Annotated in this window: 13 protein-coding genes; 6 read left to right on the top strand and 7 right to left on the bottom strand. The window is 48.0% G+C overall.

Annotation, left to right across the window (positions count from 1 at the left end):
• The first annotated feature begins 18 nt into the window (after positions 1-18).
• Together WJM45_RS19385 and WJM45_RS19380 are read left to right on the top strand one after the other, a co-directional pair.
• Positions 19-1032, top strand: a complete 1014-nt coding sequence (locus tag WJM45_RS19385; RefSeq protein ID WP_341326660.1) for an MlaD family protein — start codon at positions 19-21, stop codon at positions 1030-1032.
• A gap of 73 nt (positions 1033-1105) precedes the next feature.
• Positions 1106-1654: a PqiC family protein gene (locus WJM45_RS19380; protein WP_341326659.1), complete on the top strand. Its 549-nt coding sequence runs from the start codon at positions 1106-1108 to the stop codon at positions 1652-1654.
• 598 nt (positions 1655-2252) lie between these two features.
• Here WJM45_RS19380 and WJM45_RS19375 read toward each other — a convergent pair.
• A complete protein-coding gene (locus tag WJM45_RS19375; protein WP_341326658.1) occupies positions 2253-2906 on the bottom strand; it encodes a HEAT repeat domain-containing protein in 654 nt (217 codons plus the stop codon).
• Between the two features lie 93 nt (positions 2907-2999).
• On the opposite strand from WJM45_RS19375, the gene WJM45_RS19370 reads away from it, so the two are divergent.
• Positions 3000-3125 (top strand): hypothetical protein, encoded by a 126-nt coding sequence (locus WJM45_RS19370; RefSeq protein WP_341326657.1) that lies wholly within the window; start codon positions 3000-3002, stop codon positions 3123-3125.
• 38 nt (positions 3126-3163) lie between these two features.
• Here the strand turns inward: WJM45_RS19370 and WJM45_RS19365 are convergent, their stop codons facing one another.
• On the bottom strand, positions 3164-3970 hold the full coding sequence (locus WJM45_RS19365; RefSeq protein ID WP_341326656.1) for a heme-binding protein: 807 nt from the start codon (positions 3968-3970) through the stop codon (positions 3164-3166).
• A 1528-nt stretch (positions 3971-5498) separates the two neighbouring features.
• Between WJM45_RS19365 and WJM45_RS19360 the strand changes: the two genes are divergently transcribed.
• Entirely contained in the window at positions 5499-6710 is a 1212-nt protein-coding gene (locus WJM45_RS19360) for an ABC transporter permease (protein ID WP_341326655.1), read from the top strand.
• A 7-nt stretch (positions 6711-6717) separates the two neighbouring features.
• Positions 6718-7917: an ABC transporter permease gene (locus tag WJM45_RS19355; protein ID WP_341326654.1), complete on the top strand. Its 1200-nt coding sequence runs from the start codon at positions 6718-6720 to the stop codon at positions 7915-7917.
• On the opposite strand, the gene WJM45_RS19350 is transcribed toward WJM45_RS19355, so the two are convergent.
• The 3 genes from WJM45_RS19350 to WJM45_RS19340 all read right to left on the bottom strand — a co-directional run bounded on the left by WJM45_RS19350 (position 7806) and on the right by WJM45_RS19340 (position 11061).
• The gene (locus WJM45_RS19350; protein WP_341326653.1) at positions 7806-8879 is read right to left on the bottom strand and encodes an alpha/beta hydrolase; all 1074 of its coding nucleotides are present in this window, start codon (positions 8877-8879) and stop codon (positions 7806-7808) included. The genes WJM45_RS19355 and WJM45_RS19350 overlap by 112 nt on opposite strands.
• A gap of 418 nt (positions 8880-9297) precedes the next feature.
• Complete coding sequence (locus WJM45_RS19345) at positions 9298-10038, bottom strand: methyltransferase domain-containing protein (protein WP_341326652.1); 741 nt, start codon at positions 10036-10038, stop codon at positions 9298-9300.
• A gap of 168 nt (positions 10039-10206) precedes the next feature.
• Positions 10207-11061 carry a hypothetical protein gene (locus WJM45_RS19340; RefSeq protein WP_341326651.1) on the bottom strand — a complete coding sequence of 285 codons (855 nt, stop codon included), beginning with the start codon at positions 11059-11061 and terminating at the stop codon, positions 10207-10209.
• Between the two features lie 117 nt (positions 11062-11178).
• Here WJM45_RS19340 and WJM45_RS19335 point away from each other — a divergent pair, with 117 nt between their 5' ends.
• Positions 11179-11625, top strand: coding sequence for a sigma D regulator (locus WJM45_RS19335; RefSeq protein WP_341326650.1), 447 nt, complete (start codon positions 11179-11181; stop codon positions 11623-11625).
• Between the two features lie 214 nt (positions 11626-11839).
• On the opposite strand, the gene WJM45_RS19330 is transcribed toward WJM45_RS19335, so the two are convergent.
• Together WJM45_RS19330 and pepN are read right to left on the bottom strand one after the other, a co-directional pair.
• Positions 11840-14491, bottom strand: coding sequence for a UPF0182 family protein (locus tag WJM45_RS19330; RefSeq protein WP_341326649.1), 2652 nt, complete (start codon positions 14489-14491; stop codon positions 11840-11842).
• 131 nt (positions 14492-14622) lie between these two features.
• Complete coding sequence (gene pepN, locus WJM45_RS19325; protein ID WP_341326648.1) at positions 14623-17271, bottom strand: aminopeptidase N; 2649 nt, start codon at positions 17269-17271, stop codon at positions 14623-14625.
• Between the last annotated feature and the right edge of the window lie 38 nt (positions 17272-17309).

Raw genomic sequence — 17309 nt, 5'->3', positions numbered from 1 at the left:
TAGGGAGTTAGCAGTCCTATGAGTAAACCGATCAACCCATTGGCGATAGGCAGTTTTACGGTCGGCGCGGTCGCACTGGTCATCGTGGCCTTGTTTATATTTGGCGGCGGCCAGTTTTTTAAATCGGATAAAGTTTACTTTGTGGTGTTCTTCGACTCTTCTCTCAACGGTCTGAATGTAGGAGCCCCGGTAAAAATGCAGGGCGTGCAAATCGGCGAAGTCACCGATATCGCATTACAATTCGATAAAACCTCAATTAAGGTTTATAAACCCGTCGTGGTAGCGATCGATCGCCAAAAGATGATGGGCACGAGTGGTAAGACTTTCAATATAGCCATGACGAAAGAAGAGCGACTGGCCCTTCGGGACAGATTGGTTAAGGCCGGGTTTCGTGCTCGCTTGGAAACACAAAGCTTATTGACCGGCCTTCTCTATGTCGATGTAGATAAGCACCCCAATAAGCCTCCCGTGTTTGCTAAGCTGGACTATAAAGGGATTCCTGAGTTTCCGGGCATCCTGACAACCAGCGACGAAATCCTGAATTCGGCGGAAGAATTTGTCAATCAATTACGCGAATTGCCGCTGGAACAAATCGTCACCGACTTTGCCGACAGTTTAAGAGAAATGAAAGACCTGTTGGCATCCGATGAACTCAAGCAATCTCAGGTTGCTCTCGCTCAGGCCATGGAGGGGATGGAAAAGGCGGTCGGCACGCTCAACCGCAACCTTGAACCGATGCTCAATACTACGCATACAGCTATTAACAACACGAATTTATTGGTCCAAGATTCCAGATCGATGGTTCAGGATATCAAACCTATTTTGGCTTCCGCTAACAACGCCTTGACCGCAGCGACCGCCGCCTTGAATAAGGCACAGGACTCGGTAGCCATGGTCGGCGATACCTTTGGCCCGGAATCGGTTTTAATCGAAACGCTGGAATCGGTTAACGATGCATCGCGGTCGATCAAAGAACTGGCCGATTATTTGGAACGGCATCCGGAATCGTTGATTTCCGGTAAACATAACTAGAGAATGTTGAATTATGAATGCAATCCGGCCTTTTTGTTTGCCAGTCTTAACCTGTTTGTTCATATCAGGGTGCGTGGGCGGGACAACTCCACCTTCGCAATTCTATCTACTCGAACCGCTCAACGGAAACGAAAGTAGTGCTATCGAAACGAGAGCCAAGCCCGTTATCTCACTGGGTCGGGTGCGTATTCCTCGCTATGTCGATAGGCCGCAAATCGTCGTCGGAACCGGAGGAAATACCTATCATTTGAACGAATTCAACCGTTGGGCAGAATCGCTCGATGCCAATATAAGCCGGGTACTGATGCAAAATCTTTCAATGCTCGTCCCGGCTGAGGTCGTAGATGCGAGATCTTCAAGCTTAGCCAGGCAGGCTAGGCTCCGCGTCTCGTTGACTATTTTGGAGTTTCATGTCGATCAGAAGGGACAAGCCGGTTTAACGGCACAATGGTTTATCCGTCGCGGTCAGTATGTCATACAAAACCGTCAAGTCTCTTATCGTTTGCCGGGATCAACCGATGATTATTCGACCATCGTGGCTGCGCTCAATGAATGCCTGAATCGAATGAGCCGGGACTTGTCCGCATCGCTTCAACAAGTGCTTCAAAAAATGAGAAGCTAGCCAAATCAATCGATGTGTTTCCAAACTCCTGCGTTGGCGGCTTAGAATTTGCCTCAGATAAGTATATCCATCTTAGGTCAAAATTCAGCACCAGCGTCCTGTCACAAGCGAGCAGCAAAGCTCATAACACCAGGATGTTATTTGTCACGAAACCCTAATCCATCTTTGCCACCTAATTTTAAAGGCTATGTTCGCGTTAGCAGTTGAAACGGTTCTCTTTCCTACTAAATAAACCCTTTAGGAAAGAGTTAATGATTGCTTTCCAATACACTGAGCGTGGATGAGGGTACGATTACTCGCTTGACAGGACGCCGTAAATACATCCATGTAGGCTTGACGGCGCCGACACCTGTCAATCGAGCAACCGTACCCTCCTTTCAACCATTAGCGCGATATTGAAAAAAGGAAAGTTATTCAGAGTTGTACCTGGGGGGCATGTTGGCTTTAAGTTCAAAAGCATCAACTATTAACGCGAACATAGCCATTTTAAAACTCTCTATAAATCAATATATTATTGATTTATAGAGAGTTTTAATAAAAAGTAAAATAGCATGAAGAGTAAGTGTTTCGATAAACGAGAGTAGCGCTCGAATGAGGATCATTCCAAAAAAGTCGTGCTATCGTGTAAATAGCTTTGGATAGCGTCGCGCATCTCGCTGGGAAGATGACGGGTTTCGAGCAATTCTTTAAGCTGACTCTCGATGTGCTTCTGTATCTCCTGATTGTCTTCGCTATGATTTAGTAACACTTGCAATGAACTGAATGCATTGGATCGCACGGTTGCATCGCTGTCCGATAACGCGCTGATTAAACTATCGAGAATATTCTTTTCCGCAGATGCGAAATAACCGAGACTTTCCGCCGCTGCCGAACGCACTTCAGCAGACCTATCATTTTTCAATGCGTTCAAAAGGTAATCTCTGGCTTCTGTTGTCGGGTAGGCTGAAAGCTGCTCGGCTCCGATAACGCGCTGTCTTGGTTCTTGATCCTTCAACCATTCGCCGGCGAGGGCGACTTGCTCATCCTCGACGAGCCGCTCTTCTTCGATTTGCTCCGGAGTCGGTATGACTTGTCCACCCGATGTCGCGGCTAAAACGCGTAAGTCCGGAATTTGTGTCAGCGTTGGCTTAATGTCTGCTTTACTCGACTTCTGACTACAAAAGCTGCCAGGTCTTGAAGGTTGCAAAAGCGGTAAAACCGCAAGCATTGTATAAGGCACTATCAAAACACACAGCAACGCAAATTTGTTCATCGGAAAAATTTCAATTTAAAGCAAGAGAGCTATCCCTGCTCTCTGTGTTCCACGAGGTCTTTAGGATTTCGTGAAAAATAACTTCCTGGAGCTATGAGTTTTGTAGCGGGCTCGGTAACTCGCTTGACAGGACGCCGTGAATACGTCCGTGTAGGCTTGACGGCGGCTTTCCTTGCCGCCGACACCTATCAATCGAGCAACCGAACCTGCTTACCGTAAATTAAAAAATAGGGAAGTTATTTATGACCGAATCCTTATCAAGGTGCCTGCAAAGTTCCGTTATCGGACGTTACGGCATTGGTCGAATTAGGGCAAGCCGGCTGCGACCAAGCATCCCAGTAACCGCCGCTGCCGGTCAAGATCATCTCGTCTCCGACGGTTGCACCTGCAATAGGCGTTTGAACAACTCCGTCGGCATTAAGGTTAACAGTGCTTATCCCCGTGCCACCCGGATGCATGTCGAGCGCTGTTCTTACTCGCCATGCATAGGCATGGTCACGGCAAGAGGTATCTCCGGAAACGCCGATAGCGCCGATTTTTTTGCCCCCTGAGTACAATGCCAAACCGCCGCCAAATACATTGACACCACCAATCCGTCGATTCCTCAAAGGGTCGCGATTCGTACCGTAAGCATTGGGGCTTCCCGCATAGGCCCGAGTAGAATCAACCGGGTTGCTATGTTGAAGGCCGTATAAGCTTCCTCCCGGCTGCACAGCGCTATATAAGTTAGCTGTCGATATGGCATAGCCATCCAAGCTGAACGCATTGGCCGTATTGGCTTTTTGAGCCGAAATAATCCGGCTTCCCAGCCATTGAGTGTTTCCCGCTCCCGCACCTATCGTCCCGCTAGTCGCCACATGACAAACTTTTCCCGTTTCATCCACCATCGTCACCCACATCGGCAAGCCATAGCCGCCGGTATCAGTCCCAGCTGATTCAGCGGCGACTATTGCATTTTCCAATACTTGCCGTGGAACGTCATTACACGCTGCCATTAAGGATTGACTGCCGAATAGTAAAACTGTCGAACTTATAGTCAAATACACTGTTTTTATTGTTTTCATCGTTATTTCACCTATACCAGTTTTCACATTAAAAACCCTGCTCAAATATTGACAGGATGTCGTTCGGCAATTACCAAAATAAACAAGATGGAAAGATTATTAGGCCATTTACAATTTATGTAGATGAATCGTCCTTCTATTTCATGCGCAATGAAAATGTCTCAACTTTTTCAGGTAACAATCTGACAAGCCCAGCCATGAAGATATACTCACCGTAGATCAAAATTCGGCACAGGGGAGCCCGTCAAAGGACGCCGTCAATATACCCCTTTAGGCTCTATGCCAGCCCCCGGCGCTTCCTTAGGTGCTGCCGAAATTTGAAGTGCGAAAGGCAGTAACGACAGCCCCTGCTGGTATTGCCGCCATAAAACTAAAATCGCACCCTTAAAGATGATTAAACTTTTTTGCTTAGCGCAGTGATTGAAAATGCAGAACAAACCCTTCCAAGCAGACTTTATGCCCCCATCTGCTGCCGGCATCTCCGATAAATACACTCTTCATGATAACCAGGGCGGTTTTTTAACTCATTGATGTTCAAAGTTGCGCGGCATCAAAACGAAGCGAAAAACAGACATACCGTTATTATTTTTAATAATTACCTTTTTAAATTAAGCTTAACTCAAACAAAGTGTTTCCGAGCAGTCAAGTAGTCGCAACTAACACAAACCAAACCATCTAATCCGTAAATACAGCTGTTATGTTTACGCTAGTCAATTCGTTTTACCTTCAAGCGCATTACTAAAACAACGAAGAAGGAAGTATTGACTCTAAGGGAACACAAGTCGATTATAATCAACTTATCTAAAATAGCTATAAATTAAGTACTTTATAAACATTGCCTTAAATAAAAGAACGTAATTATTCACCCCCCCCTATCGTTCCCACGCTCCAGAGCTCGTCGTTATACACAAGTATAAATATACCTATTGTGCAAAAAGTAGCGACCGAGTTCTAAATTGCTGTGTTGTCCGAAAAGGCTATTGGAGTTTGAGCGTTAACGGCTTCGATAGTCGCGACGAAGGCGTCGCTCCCACAGAGAGAGTGGCGGCGGACGCTATGTGGGAGCGATCCCCAGATCGCGATTTCGGAGCCGAGAGTGCTAAGCAGCAATAAATGGTATCGAGGACTCATTGGCTATAATTGCAAAAGGATAATAAACCTAGAAAAAGCATTTCACCATGCACCATGAAGATCATGAAGAATAGGAAGTTAATTCAATAGCTTATTACGTGTTTGTATAGAACTTTCGCTCACCAAAAAGGTTAGCGAGAAGGATTTGTTAAGTTCTTGGAATCCTTCATGAACTTCATGCGCTTCATGGTTAAACTGCCGAATTCAGGATAAATGACTTATGTATAACGCCGAGCGCTCCAGCGTGGGAACGATAATTTCCGGGGGACTGAATAGTTACAAAAGAACAATACATGCTCGATGATTCCTTCTTAATATAAGAAATCAAAAAATCTGCCAAGCCTTAATTTCCTTTCAGCCTATGTAAAACATGCCGGTATCTGCGCCCTAAATTTTCATGAGAATAACCGACACCCTAAATCAAGCCATAAGCGCGATCAAAACACAGCCGCTTCGAGTTTCTTTGATTATTCTCGCGATGAGCATCGGCGTAGCGTCGGTCACTGTATTGGTTGCATTGGGTGAAAGCGCTCGCAATTACATAGTCCAAGAATTCGAAGCGCTCGGTACGCATTTAGTGATCATTTTGCCGGGCAGAACGGAAACCGTCGGAGGGCACCCGCCGGTCATGGGTGAAACGCCGCGCGATTTAACGCTCGACGATGCCGAAGCCTTATTCAGGAGTCATTATATCGCCGCAGTCGCGCCGATTTCGGTCGGGTCCGCGCCGGTTTCGGTGCGCGGCCAAGCGCTCGAGCGCGAGGCGAATATTTTGGGTTCGACTCATGCGCTGCAGCGCGTGCGTCGATTGACTATGGCTCAGGGCCTTTTTTTACCGGATACGGATGTCAAGCGTGCTCAACAAGTCTGCGTCATCGGCCAAACGATCCGCGAGGAATTATTTCCGAAGAGACCGGCCATCGGCCAATGGTTGCGTATTCATGACCGGCGTTTTCGAGTCGTCGGCGTGCTGTCGACCGAAGGCCAGTCGATTGGCGTCGGTTTCGATGAAATCGTGATCGTTCCGGTTGCCTCGGCACAAGCACTGTTCGATACGGAAGGGCTGTTCCGAGTGTTGGTCGAAGCCAAATCAAAACCGGCGATGTATAAAGCGGTCGATGATATACGCGAGATCATCAAGGCCCGTCATGAAGGTGAAGACGATGTGACAATCATTACGCAAGACAGCGTGGTGCAAACCTTCGACAAAATATTGACCGCGCTTACCTTGACTGTAGCCGGCATTGCCGGAATCAGCCTTGCGGTGGCGGGCGTGCTGGTCATGAATGTGATGTTGGTCAGCGTGACACAGCGAACTTCCGAAATCGGCTTGTTGCGGGCATTAGGCGCAACCAAAAACCAATTGCAGCGTTTGTTTTTGACCGAGGCGGCGCTGTTATCGTTGGCCGGGGCGGTTTTAGGACTCGCCGCCGGTCAGTCGATTCTGTTCGTGTTGCAAATGCTATATCCGGCGTTTCCGTTCATTCTTCCGAATTGGGCGCTTGCCGCCGCGCTAGCCGTATCGCTGGCGACAGGCTTGATTTTCGGGGTGTTGCCGGCGCGCAAGGCGGCGAAGATGGACCCGGTTTCCGCGCTTTCGAAAAGGTAAGCTGGCGATGACTATTTTCGATTTGGCCGGATTGTCGCTACGGACTGTACTGAATCAAAAGCTGCGTTCTTCGTTGACCGCGCTGGGCTTGATTATCGGCATTGCCGCCGTCGTGATTCTGACATCGATCGGACAAGGCATTCATCGTTTCGTGTTGGACGAATTCACGCAATTCGGAACGAATCTGCTCGCGATCACCCCAGGCAAAACCACGACCTTCGGCATATCGGGAGCCACCATTAGCACGGTGAGGCCCTTGACGATCGATGATGCCGTGAGTGTCGGCAGGCTCCCGAATGTCATCGCCGCAATGCCGATGGTGCAAGGCAATGCGCGCGTGGAAACGATAGGCCGTCACCGGCGCGCCAATGTTTTCGGCGTGGGTTCGGCATTACCGGAAATTTGGAAAATCAATATCGTCATCGGCCGTTTTCTGCCGGTGGATGAACAGAGCGCTTCTCGAGCATTCGCCGTTTTGGGTAGTAAATTGGCTAGCGAACTATTTGGTCGCACTAATCCGCTGGGCGAGCGTATTCGCATCGGCGGAGACCGCTACCGGATTATCGGCGTGATGGAATCGAAAGGCCAAATGCTCGGATTTGACCTGGACGATACGGTCTATATCCCGGCGGACAAGGCCTTGGAATTATTCAACCGACAAAGCCTGATGGAGATCGATGTCATTTACAATCCCGATATTTCGGTCGAAATAGTCGAACAAGCCATCAAAGAGTTATTGATTCGCCGTCACGGTCTAGAGGATTTTACGATCATCACGCAAAATAAAATGCTCGAAACCATGGATTCGGTGTTATCGATTCTGACGCTGGGAATCGGCGCGTTAGGCGGCATTTCGTTATTGGTCGGTTCGGTCGGCATTTTGACGATCATGACGATCGCCGTTTCCGAACGTATCTCCGAAATCGGCCTATTGCGGGCGCTCGGCGCCGAACGCCGTGTGGTTTTTCAGTTGTTTTTAGCCGAAGCCTTGGCGCTCAGTCTTGCCGGCGGAATGGTCGGTATTGCCGTCGGCATGCTTACCGTGCAATTGATCGTCGAGTTTATTCCGGCTTTGCCGGTGCAATTGGCATGGGGTTACTTGGCCGCCGCCTTTTTGTTGTCGCTGGCGATCGGCATGGCCGCCGGTGTAATGCCGGCGATCAAAGCCGCCCGGTTGAATCCGCTGGAAGCCTTGCGGACCGAATAGCCGGAACTGAAACGTAAACTGTCGGTCGTTGCATTCGGTCTATTTCCGGGTTTTAAATATCGGTCGAGAAACGCTAATACTTCGTCTTTGTATTGCTTGGCATTGTATTCGAATAAGTCGTTATGGGCCGCCCCCTTGAAAACGACCCACCGTTTAGGCGTGTTCGCCGCATCGAACAACTGCCGTGCTTGAGTAATCGGCGTATGCCGGTCAAGTTCGCCATTTGCGATTAGAACAGGCGCTTGGGACTTGGCGATATAATCGATAGGGCGAAGGTCCGATGGTGAAAAACCCAAGCGTGGTTTAAGCTGCCAAAGCAATAATGGCGTCAATGCATAGCTCAATGGCCCAACACGCATAGCAACCCGGTTGTCGACCGCTTCGGCTATTGTGCTATAGACCGACTCCAAAACCAATGCATCGACACCTAGCGGCGATGCCAATAATGCGGCGGCGGCGCCTAATGAAATCGCAACAACCCCGATTCGATGCCCAGGATTCAGCTTCCGGGCATAAGCCACAGCCGCACGCACATCATGGCGCTCGAGATGTCCGAATGTGATATATCGACCTAAACTTTCACCGTGCGCTTGAAAATCGATCAAAATCACGGCATATCCCGCATCGAGAAACAACTTGGCGCGCCCGAGCATGGCTTTGCGATTCGCGCGAACCGGATGCAGCAAAATAATTGTCGCTTTTGCATCATCACTCGATGCATACCAAGTCGCTATTGAGGCACCGGATTCGCTATCGAGCATAACCTCGTCTACCGGAAATTCTAAATTTTCCGATCCTATATAACGCTGATTCGGAGCGACTAACGCACCGCCTACTAGCCATGACGCAACCAGGAAGGTGAGCAAAACCAAGCTGCTTGCCCCAATGACGTATCGCCAAAGGCTGAATTGGTCCATCAAAAAGCCTAGCTCGACTTTGTCATGCTGTTTTTTAAACGTCAAATAAACCTTTCGCAAAATGCCGACACGATGTCTCTTAACGCTATGTTTATACCTTTCGCACTTCAAATTTCGGCAGTGCCGGAGGAGGCCTCGGGGTGCTAGGTCGATTTTTGCTCCTGCAAAATCGACATTCACGCCATCCATAGCGTTCATAAAGGCTTTGCCAGCATGGAGCTGGCACAGAGCCTACATGGACGTATTTACCCAGCACCTAAATTCCATAGCCCTTTAGCTATGTTTAATATTATAGCTAATTTAGGTGCTGGGTTTACGGCGTCCTTTAACGGGCACCCCGAGGCCGAATTTTCATCTACGATGAGTAAAGGTATTTTTAATACGTTTGCCCTGGGCAAATTTCATAACTGCAGGAAGGTGTTGTTCGCGAAACCCTTAACGGGTTGCTTCTTGTTTACTCGGCTTAGTTCAAGGGCTCACAAGATGCAAAGAACCACGGAAAACGTTGACGCTTAAGTATCGATGGCTGCCGTTCTTCAACAATATTAAAGCCACCGTGCAGCAGCAGCTCTCGAAGACAACCGGGCGAATAGAACCAGGTTCCGTACCCTCCCCGAATACTTGTCATGCCACCTTGAGTTTTATCTTGGCGCCGCACAATGAATTTAGCCCAGTTACCGGGAATAGGCAGCACCTGAGATGTCTGCATAAGTAGGCGCTCCTTAGTCAGAGCACCAATCTGACGCAATACAAACGCCGGGTCTGCAATGTGATATAGCCCACCAAGACAGAGTACGACATCGAACGGCTCATCGAAATAGTTTTGTATTTGATAGACATCGCCATGTATGAATTCGATTTTGCAATCAGATTTCAGTGTACTCGCTATAAACTGAGCGCATTTGATTCGTTCTTCCGAGAACTCCACGCCAACCACTTCTTTAGCACCTGCAAGAGCGGCCATGATAGAAAACCCTCCATTGGCTGAAAACAAATCTAAGACTCTTTTGCCTTTAACCGACTCAGTCACCCAATCGCTAACCATGGCTTGCTTCATTTCGTTATTTTCGGCAAGTTTTGGATTTGGGTGGATAGGAGACTCCGCGTTTCGATATATAAATTGCGTAAACCATGATGTAGATGGAATCGCGGCCATAGCGGCTTTCTCACTATCAGTTAACTCGATATCTAATCGTACAGCCATAATGCAGTCCCCATTTTTTGCTTAAATCGATAATTATACCCATAGCAGAGCAAAATCCAGCATTGAATGCACATCAAGGGACCAGCAACTCATCGAGCACTTCCGAAATTAGATGCGCGAATGATAAAGCGCTCGGTCCGTGCTTATTGTCGACCTTGTTTGCCCGATTTATAACTCGTACTTTATTTTATCAAGTTGGCCTTCCAAGGCCGCCAACAAGTCTTTTCCGGATTTGACCATTTCCAAACCGGTCGACTCTAGGCTTTTGCCGGTTAATACCGAGAATCGTGACAACAAATTCTTCAGACGGTTTTGTTCGCTTACGGTAAAACGATATTGCCGAATCCAATACTCGAAGTTAGGCGCTTCGGGGGAGTTAACAAGCGTGGCCCGTTCTTTGAGTTTATCGAGCAGGAGATCCAAAAGTCCGATGTTGTCTCTTATCAATTTCTCGATAACCTTCGGATCGAGATTGTGTCCCGGCTCCGACCGGTTGTCCGAAACAATTTTTAAGCACTGGATCAATTCGCCAGTCGAAAACCGCGCCGCCGTCTCAAAGAATGCCGAGGCTTCCATGTCGCATAAATGTTCGTGATTGTAGTCGAACTGAGGTTTGGAGCTCGTCAAAAGCGATGTCGCGGCGCATGGCAAGCCATAGATAGGCATCGGATAGTGATTTCTACCGGTATCGGCATCGCTGATTTTATTGATTGTCCAAGCGCTACCGATATCATGCGTCCTGTGGCCTGCAACTCCAACATTGACGAATAGCGCATTTTCAAGGCCGGCACTAACGGCTTGCGTGTAGGCCAAACCTGCCGCCATTGCGCTTTTTCCCGGTCCTGTAACGGTCAAATAAACCGCTTCATTACGATACATAGCGAAAGCGCGCACCGTAGTGTCTTTTTTCAAACCGAAGTGCGCAACCAGCGGTTTCGCCTCGCAGGGCAGCGCCACCGCAAGAAAAATATTCATTGCCAAAATAATCAATCCGCCCTTAAGTTTGTTGCAAAAATGCAACATTTAAATTGTAAATCTTGATCGATTTCACAAGAAAGTTTCATAATAATTAATAGATTGTTGCATTATATTAAATTTTGGATTAGATTTGCATTACAACAACAAAACGAGGGCAGACTGATGAGCGCTGTTATGCAAACCTTTCCAGAAAGACGCCGGGGTACGGCAGCTTTAATCGACGAATTAAGAAAAGAACGGCATGAGGTGTGGGCAATGTATTGCCGTATCGCCGAGTTGAAGCCTTTTTCTGCCGGTAAAAAAGTTCAAACTCGGCTTTCTGAATTTTCGCAATTACTTGTCGATTACGTGTCGCTTTGGCACTTCGGTATTTATGAGCGGTTATTGTCCGGTAACGAAAAACGCCAAGCATTGTTATCTTTTGCGAACGAACTCTATCCCGAGCTATCGAGAACTACCGATGCGGCAATCGTTTTCAACGATAAGTATGAACACGCCAAAAACCATCTAACGCCCAGCGCTCTCGAGCAAGACCTGTCCATTCTAGGCGAGCATTTGGCTATCCGCATGACATTGGAAGACAAACTTTGCAATATGCTGCTAAATTAACCCAGCTTTACCATTTGTCGAACAAAAGATATTTAAAATTAAAGAATAAAAACATTATGGCGTGACAAGGCCATTTTGGGTGAATTTTTTAATTTTTATACTTTAATGATTTAGGTTATAGGCGCTAGATTTGTCAAGGCTGGGTTAAATGACAACAATTTATGCTATAAAAAAAGCCGTTATCGGGTAATTCGATAGCGGCTTTTTTGTCCTCTTATTTCGGCCTATCATTATCCGGATCGAAAGTGGTCCCCGTGTCGTCCTCTTGTACCTTAATAAAGCGCTCTCTCAATCGTGAAAATGCGCTCCATAGCGTGGTGTCCATGACGACCTCATTGCCGATCGACACGATGACTCTAGCCAATTCCGGTATGCTCGTTTTATTTGCGATCAAATAAAGCGGCTGGACATACAGAATCGAGTGTTCCATCGGCAAAATAATCATCCTCCCCATTCTCACCCGAGAACCGCGCTGGTCCCAGAGCGTAAGCTGAGCCGCGATGTCCGGGTCTTGCTCGATCAAGGCCTCGACCTGTGCCGGCCCGTTGACTTGAACTTCCTTCGCGAATTGGTAAACCGTGATGCTTTTTTTGAAGGCGTCACCGCACTTTTCTCTATCCATCACGCTGGCGACGCCAACCATGCTCAAGTTCTGATTGTTGATCGGCGTCATCGGATTGATCATGACGAATTCTTCCTTGCCGCCGCAATTGCCTAAGTCTACCGTTTGGTAATAAGGCCTAACTTCTTGGTCTCTGACTTCCGCAAAATTCCAAGTCTCGGCCTGTTGATAAAATAATGCCGGGTCACGCTGATGATATTTGGCATAGACTTTCATTTGCAAATAGAACAGGTCGCGCGGAAAACGCAATTGTCGCTTTAATTCGACCGGCATTTCGTCGATGTCGCGGAATACGCCGGGGTAAGCTCTGTCGTAAGCCTGAATGATCACATCCGACGGATCGGTAACATAAAAACGAGTTAAACCGCTGTAAGCATCGACGGTGATCTTGACCGAATTGCGGATATAATTGAATTCCTTACTGCCGACTAAAAAATCATCCTCGGCCGATTTCGATACCGGGTACCAATTCGACAAGGTATAGGCGTCTTGCACCCAATAGAATCGGTCTTTCGTGACAACCAGATAAGGGTCTTTGTCTAAATGCAGAAATGGCGCCAGATGATTGATTCGGTCGACGACATTCCGACGAATCAACAAGCGGCTCTCTCGAGATATATTGGTCGAGAAAAATATTTTTTCGTCTTTGAAAAAAAACGAAAACAAGGCTTTTCTAAACAGCGATGGAATAGGGATTCCGCCGCTGCCGGTATAAACCGCGTCGATCGCCGGGTCCGGCTGGGTTCCCGAAAGCGCGACCACGTCGAGCTTATTGGGTACGATTGCGTACTTATAATCCTCCATTCCGTAATAGATATCGGGGTGCTTCACATCCAGTCCGACATTAGAGCTTAAATTCAAGTCTCGCAAAAACCAACGTATCGGTTGACCTGCATCTTGCGCCGCCGGCGTGACTACCGCGCCGAAACCATGCGTAAAACGCAAATGCGTGTTTTCCCAATTTTGCGCTTCCTTGGGGAGCTTGGAGATATTCATTTCCCGTGCGGCAAGATTGACCTGACGCTTGAAACCGTCGATGAAATAACGGCCTTCGTCGACATCGAGAAAATGATAATACGGTCGGATGCTTTGAATTTGGTTGTAAACATCGCTCAAAAATTCGCGATCCCAAACCGGAATATTTTCGAAACGTCTTCGGGTGCTCCATGCTTCGATATCCTTGGTCGGGTCGAGCGTCACCGTAAAATCGACGATATTGATATTTTTTAAATCATAAGCATCGAGCGTCGCGACAATATTGTGATCGATAAACGGGCGCTGCGTCCTAACCGGGTTAGGCTTGACGATAAATTTATCGATCAATTCAGGTATGAATTTGACTTCTTGCAGCCCTAACGCGCTGACAAAGATCCCCAATGAAATCAAAAAAGGGACTTTGGTCCGCGTCGTTTCGGAGAAATAATAAAACAGCAAGGAAATCGCAGCCGCCAGAAATCCCACAATCGAGAGCCAAATCAACGGTAGTTGATAGCGTATTTCGACGAAGCCCGGCCCTGAAAACACCGGCTCGTGGCGGTCGATATAAAGCAGCGAAAACCGGTACAGCATGAAGCCCCAAACGACGAACAACACGACAAAGCCGAATAATACCGCCAGATGAACTTTAGCGGCCTTCGGAAATTCTTTGGCTTGACTTGGGATAAACGTATGTTGCACCCAGTATTGAAAGGCGACCATTAAGAAAATAATGACCGCGGTAGCCAGTAGCTCTTCCTGGATGAGTAAATAAATCGGATAAGACAGCAAATAAAAGCCGATATCCTGTCCGTAAACGGGCTCAACGACTCCGGATGATCCGCCGAAGAAATACAGTAGTCCCATTTCCCATTGATGGTAAAAGGGCATCGCAATCGCAATGGCTAATATTAATGCTACCGGTGTCGAAAACTTGATCGACAAACTCATGAATAGATCGGCTAGGCGCTCGAAGCGCTTGCGCTTGGCCGAATCCTGCAATGCATCTTGATTAGGATTGAACCCCAGATAACGGGCCGCCAACCAAAAATGCAAAAAGAAAATCGAAAAGAAAACTACGGTGACCGCGCCCGAAAGAAAAAAGCGGTAAAGCAATCTCAGCCAAAAATAGCCTTCGTATTTTATTGCTTGAAACCACCAGTAATCGACGATCAGATCGAGAAATACGAAATAGAATGCGACATAAACGACAAGCAATATGCCGAGGGTTGCCGCAATAATCTTGGTTAAATGTCTCGGAATCCGCATAGTTTCCTCATTAAATCTATGGCTTTACGTGTTGTGCTTGTCGAGTTGCACGTATTCTAACATCCATCACCGAATTTGCCTCGTTATCAAGCCAGGGCCATAGTTATCTCTGCATCGTTTTACGCCTTCTTTCATGCCAAGCTTTTGCTTGCTACTTCATACACATCTTTGGAAATCGCCTCGGTCGACATGATGCGTTCGAGCTCGCCTTTCATCAAAGCTTGCCGACCCTCGTCATAACGCCGCCATTGCGTCAGTGCGCCAACCATCCTCGATGCGACTTGAGGGTTGAGCGTATTCAATTCAATAATTCTATCGGCTAAAAATCGATAACCTTGCCCGCTGGCTGCATGAAAATGCAATGGATTGGCCTGGCTAAAAGAACCGACCAACGCACGAACGCGGTTAGGATTTTTTAAATCGAAGTCGGGGTGTTTCAACAGGCGTTGCACCGCTTCAAAAGTATCCGGCGGAGTTGCCGTTGCTTGCAAGGCAAACCACTTGTCCAAGACCAGTGCTTCGTCGCGCCATTGCCGGTAGAAAGCATCCAAGCAAGTTGCGCGGGCCGGATGCGGCGTGTTGACGATGACGCCCAATGCGGCGATTTGATCGGTCATATTTTTGGCCGTATCGAATTGCTTGAGCGACCAACGCTGTATTTCGGTATCGTCCAGCTTACTCAAAAAGCCGAGACACACGTTTTTAACGCGGCGTCGACCGATAGCTTTGGCATCGAAACAACCCGATTCGTCTCGGTGATTATCCAGATATAAGCCTCTTAGATCGTCTTCAAGGTGCTTTGCAATTTGACCGGCAACAAATTCGCGTGCCGTATGAATCGCTTCAACATCAATGACCGGCATTTGTTCGGCCAGATAAGTTTCCGAAGGCAGACTTAACAACAAGGCGAAATACGACAAATCCAGCCAGCAGTTTTGAACGATTTTTCGATAGGCTTCGATCAAGACCGGATTAATCTCAAGCGAACGACCGTTTTGCAAATCGTCGATCAGTTCGGCGATGACGCGACCGGCCAATTGCTGCCCAGCTTCCCAGCGATTGAACGTGTCCGGATCATGGCTCAACAAGAAAGCCAGCTCCTCAAGCGAGCGTTGCATCTTAAGTTTCACCGGCGCTGAAAAACCGCGCAACAATGAAATCACCGGCTTTTGCGGCAATTGCTCGAATACAAAAGTTTGCTCTGTCTCGGTCAATTCGAGCACAATTTTATGACTGACTTGTTCGCTACCTTGCAATCGGCATTGCGCCAGATTACCGTCCGGCAGGATCAATCCGGTTTTAATCGGTATATGCAGCGGTTCCTTGCGAGGCTGGCCGGGTGTCGGCGGGTTGTCTTGCTTAATGGTCAGTGATAATGTTTGCGCGTCGCTATCGTAATGTTCCGAAACGGTCAATACCGGCGTGCCCGCCTGCGAGTACCAACGCCGAAATTGCGTTAAGTCGACATCATTGGCCGCTTCCATCGCATTGACGAAGTCGTCGCAAGTAACCGCCTGACCGTCGTGACGCTGAAAATACAGATCGCAGCCCTTGCGAAAACCTTGAGGGCCGAGCAGCGTATGTAGCATCCGGACGACTTCGGCGCCTTTTTCATAGACTGTCAAGGTATAAAAGTTATTAATCTCGATATAGGCGTCGGGCCGGATCGGATGTGCCAGCGGTCCCGCGTCCTCGGCAAACTGCCGGGTCCGCAATGCGTTTACGTCTTCGATGCGTTTGACTGCTTTCGAGGTCCGGTCGCCGGTGAACTCCTGATCGCGGAATACAGTAAAGCCTTCTTTCAAACTCAACTGAAACCAATCCCGGCAAGTCACGCGGTTGCCGCTCCAGTTATGAAAATATTCATGACCGATCACGCCTTCGATATGCTCGTAATCGCTATCGGTGGCTGTATCCGGGCGCGCCAAGACGAATTTGGTGTTGAATATGTTCAGGCCTTTGTTCTCCATTGCGCCCATGTTGAAATGACCGACCGCGACGATCATGTACAAATCCAGGTCGTATTCGAGTCCGTAAGTCTTCTCGTCCCAGCGCATTGCATTTTTTAGCGATTGCATCGCATGATCGCACTTATCAAGATCGTGGGCTTCGACAAAGATTTCAAGCGCTATTCTTCGCCCCGATTGCGTGGTAAAACTATCTCTGACGCATTCCAACTGCCCCGCCACCAGCGCAAACAAATAACATGGCTTATTAAACGGGTCTTCCCAGGTAACCCAGTGTTTATTATCGGGTAGTTCGCCATGAGCCTTTTTGTTGCCGTTCGACAGCAATACCGGATATTTATCCTTGTCGCCGACTAGCGTGGTCGTGAAGCGGCTCATCACGTCGGGTCGGTCGAGATAATAAGTAATCTTGCGAAAGCCTTCCGCTTCGCATTGCGTGCACAGCATGTTTTTGGAGAGATACAAACCTTCTAGTGCCGTATTTGCCTTGAGATTGATCGTGTTTTCAATCGTGACGACGAATTTTTCGTGCTGCGGCACATCGTGAATGACTAAGGCTTCAGGCGTTTGCAAATAGCGATCGGCGCTTAATGTGTCGCCATTCAACTGAACGCCGAGCAAGGTCAGATTTTCGCCCAGCAATGTTAAGGCACTGTCATCGGCTTTCGAGGCCGGATTTCTGCTCATCGTCAACGTGGCAACGACTCGCGTGCATTCGTCATCCAGCATAAAATTCAAGTCGGTATCGTGGATAAGATATTCCGGCGGTTTGTAGTCTTTGAGATAGATCGTTTGAGGAGAGGCGTCACGCATGATTTAATTCGATATTTTTTGTGAAAGGGAGTTTCGGT

It is taken from the genome of Methylotuvimicrobium sp. KM2, assembly GCF_038051925.1.
Lineage (GTDB): Bacteria > Pseudomonadota > Gammaproteobacteria > Methylococcales > Methylomonadaceae > Methylotuvimicrobium.
This window is presented reverse-complemented; position numbering and strand designations above follow the sequence as displayed.

What these genes read in the sequence shown, in the direction of transcription:
- WJM45_RS19330 (WP_341326649.1), bottom strand. Translation starts at nt 14,491, where the DNA reads ATGCGGATTCCGAGACATTTAACCAAGATTATTGCGGCAACCCTCGGC.
- WJM45_RS19340 (WP_341326651.1), bottom strand. Translation starts at nt 11,061, where the DNA reads ATGTTGCATTTTTGCAACAAACTTAAGGGCGGATTGATTATTTTGGCA.
- WJM45_RS19370 (WP_341326657.1), top strand. Translation starts at nt 3,000, where the DNA reads ATGAGTTTTGTAGCGGGCTCGGTAACTCGCTTGACAGGACGCCGTGAA.
- pepN (WP_341326648.1), bottom strand. Translation starts at nt 17,271, where the DNA reads ATGCGTGACGCCTCTCCTCAAACGATCTATCTCAAAGACTACAAACCG.
- WJM45_RS19365 (WP_341326656.1), bottom strand. Translation starts at nt 3,970, where the DNA reads ATGAAAACAATAAAAACAGTGTATTTGACTATAAGTTCGACAGTTTTA.
- WJM45_RS19355 (WP_341326654.1), top strand. Translation starts at nt 6,718, where the DNA reads ATGACTATTTTCGATTTGGCCGGATTGTCGCTACGGACTGTACTGAAT.
- WJM45_RS19375 (WP_341326658.1), bottom strand. Translation starts at nt 2,906, where the DNA reads ATGAACAAATTTGCGTTGCTGTGTGTTTTGATAGTGCCTTATACAATG.
- WJM45_RS19335 (WP_341326650.1), top strand. Translation starts at nt 11,179, where the DNA reads ATGAGCGCTGTTATGCAAACCTTTCCAGAAAGACGCCGGGGTACGGCA.
- WJM45_RS19385 (WP_341326660.1), top strand. Translation starts at nt 19, where the DNA reads ATGAGTAAACCGATCAACCCATTGGCGATAGGCAGTTTTACGGTCGGC.
- WJM45_RS19345 (WP_341326652.1), bottom strand. Translation starts at nt 10,038, where the DNA reads ATGGCTGTACGATTAGATATCGAGTTAACTGATAGTGAGAAAGCCGCT.
- WJM45_RS19360 (WP_341326655.1), top strand. Translation starts at nt 5,499, where the DNA reads ATGAGAATAACCGACACCCTAAATCAAGCCATAAGCGCGATCAAAACA.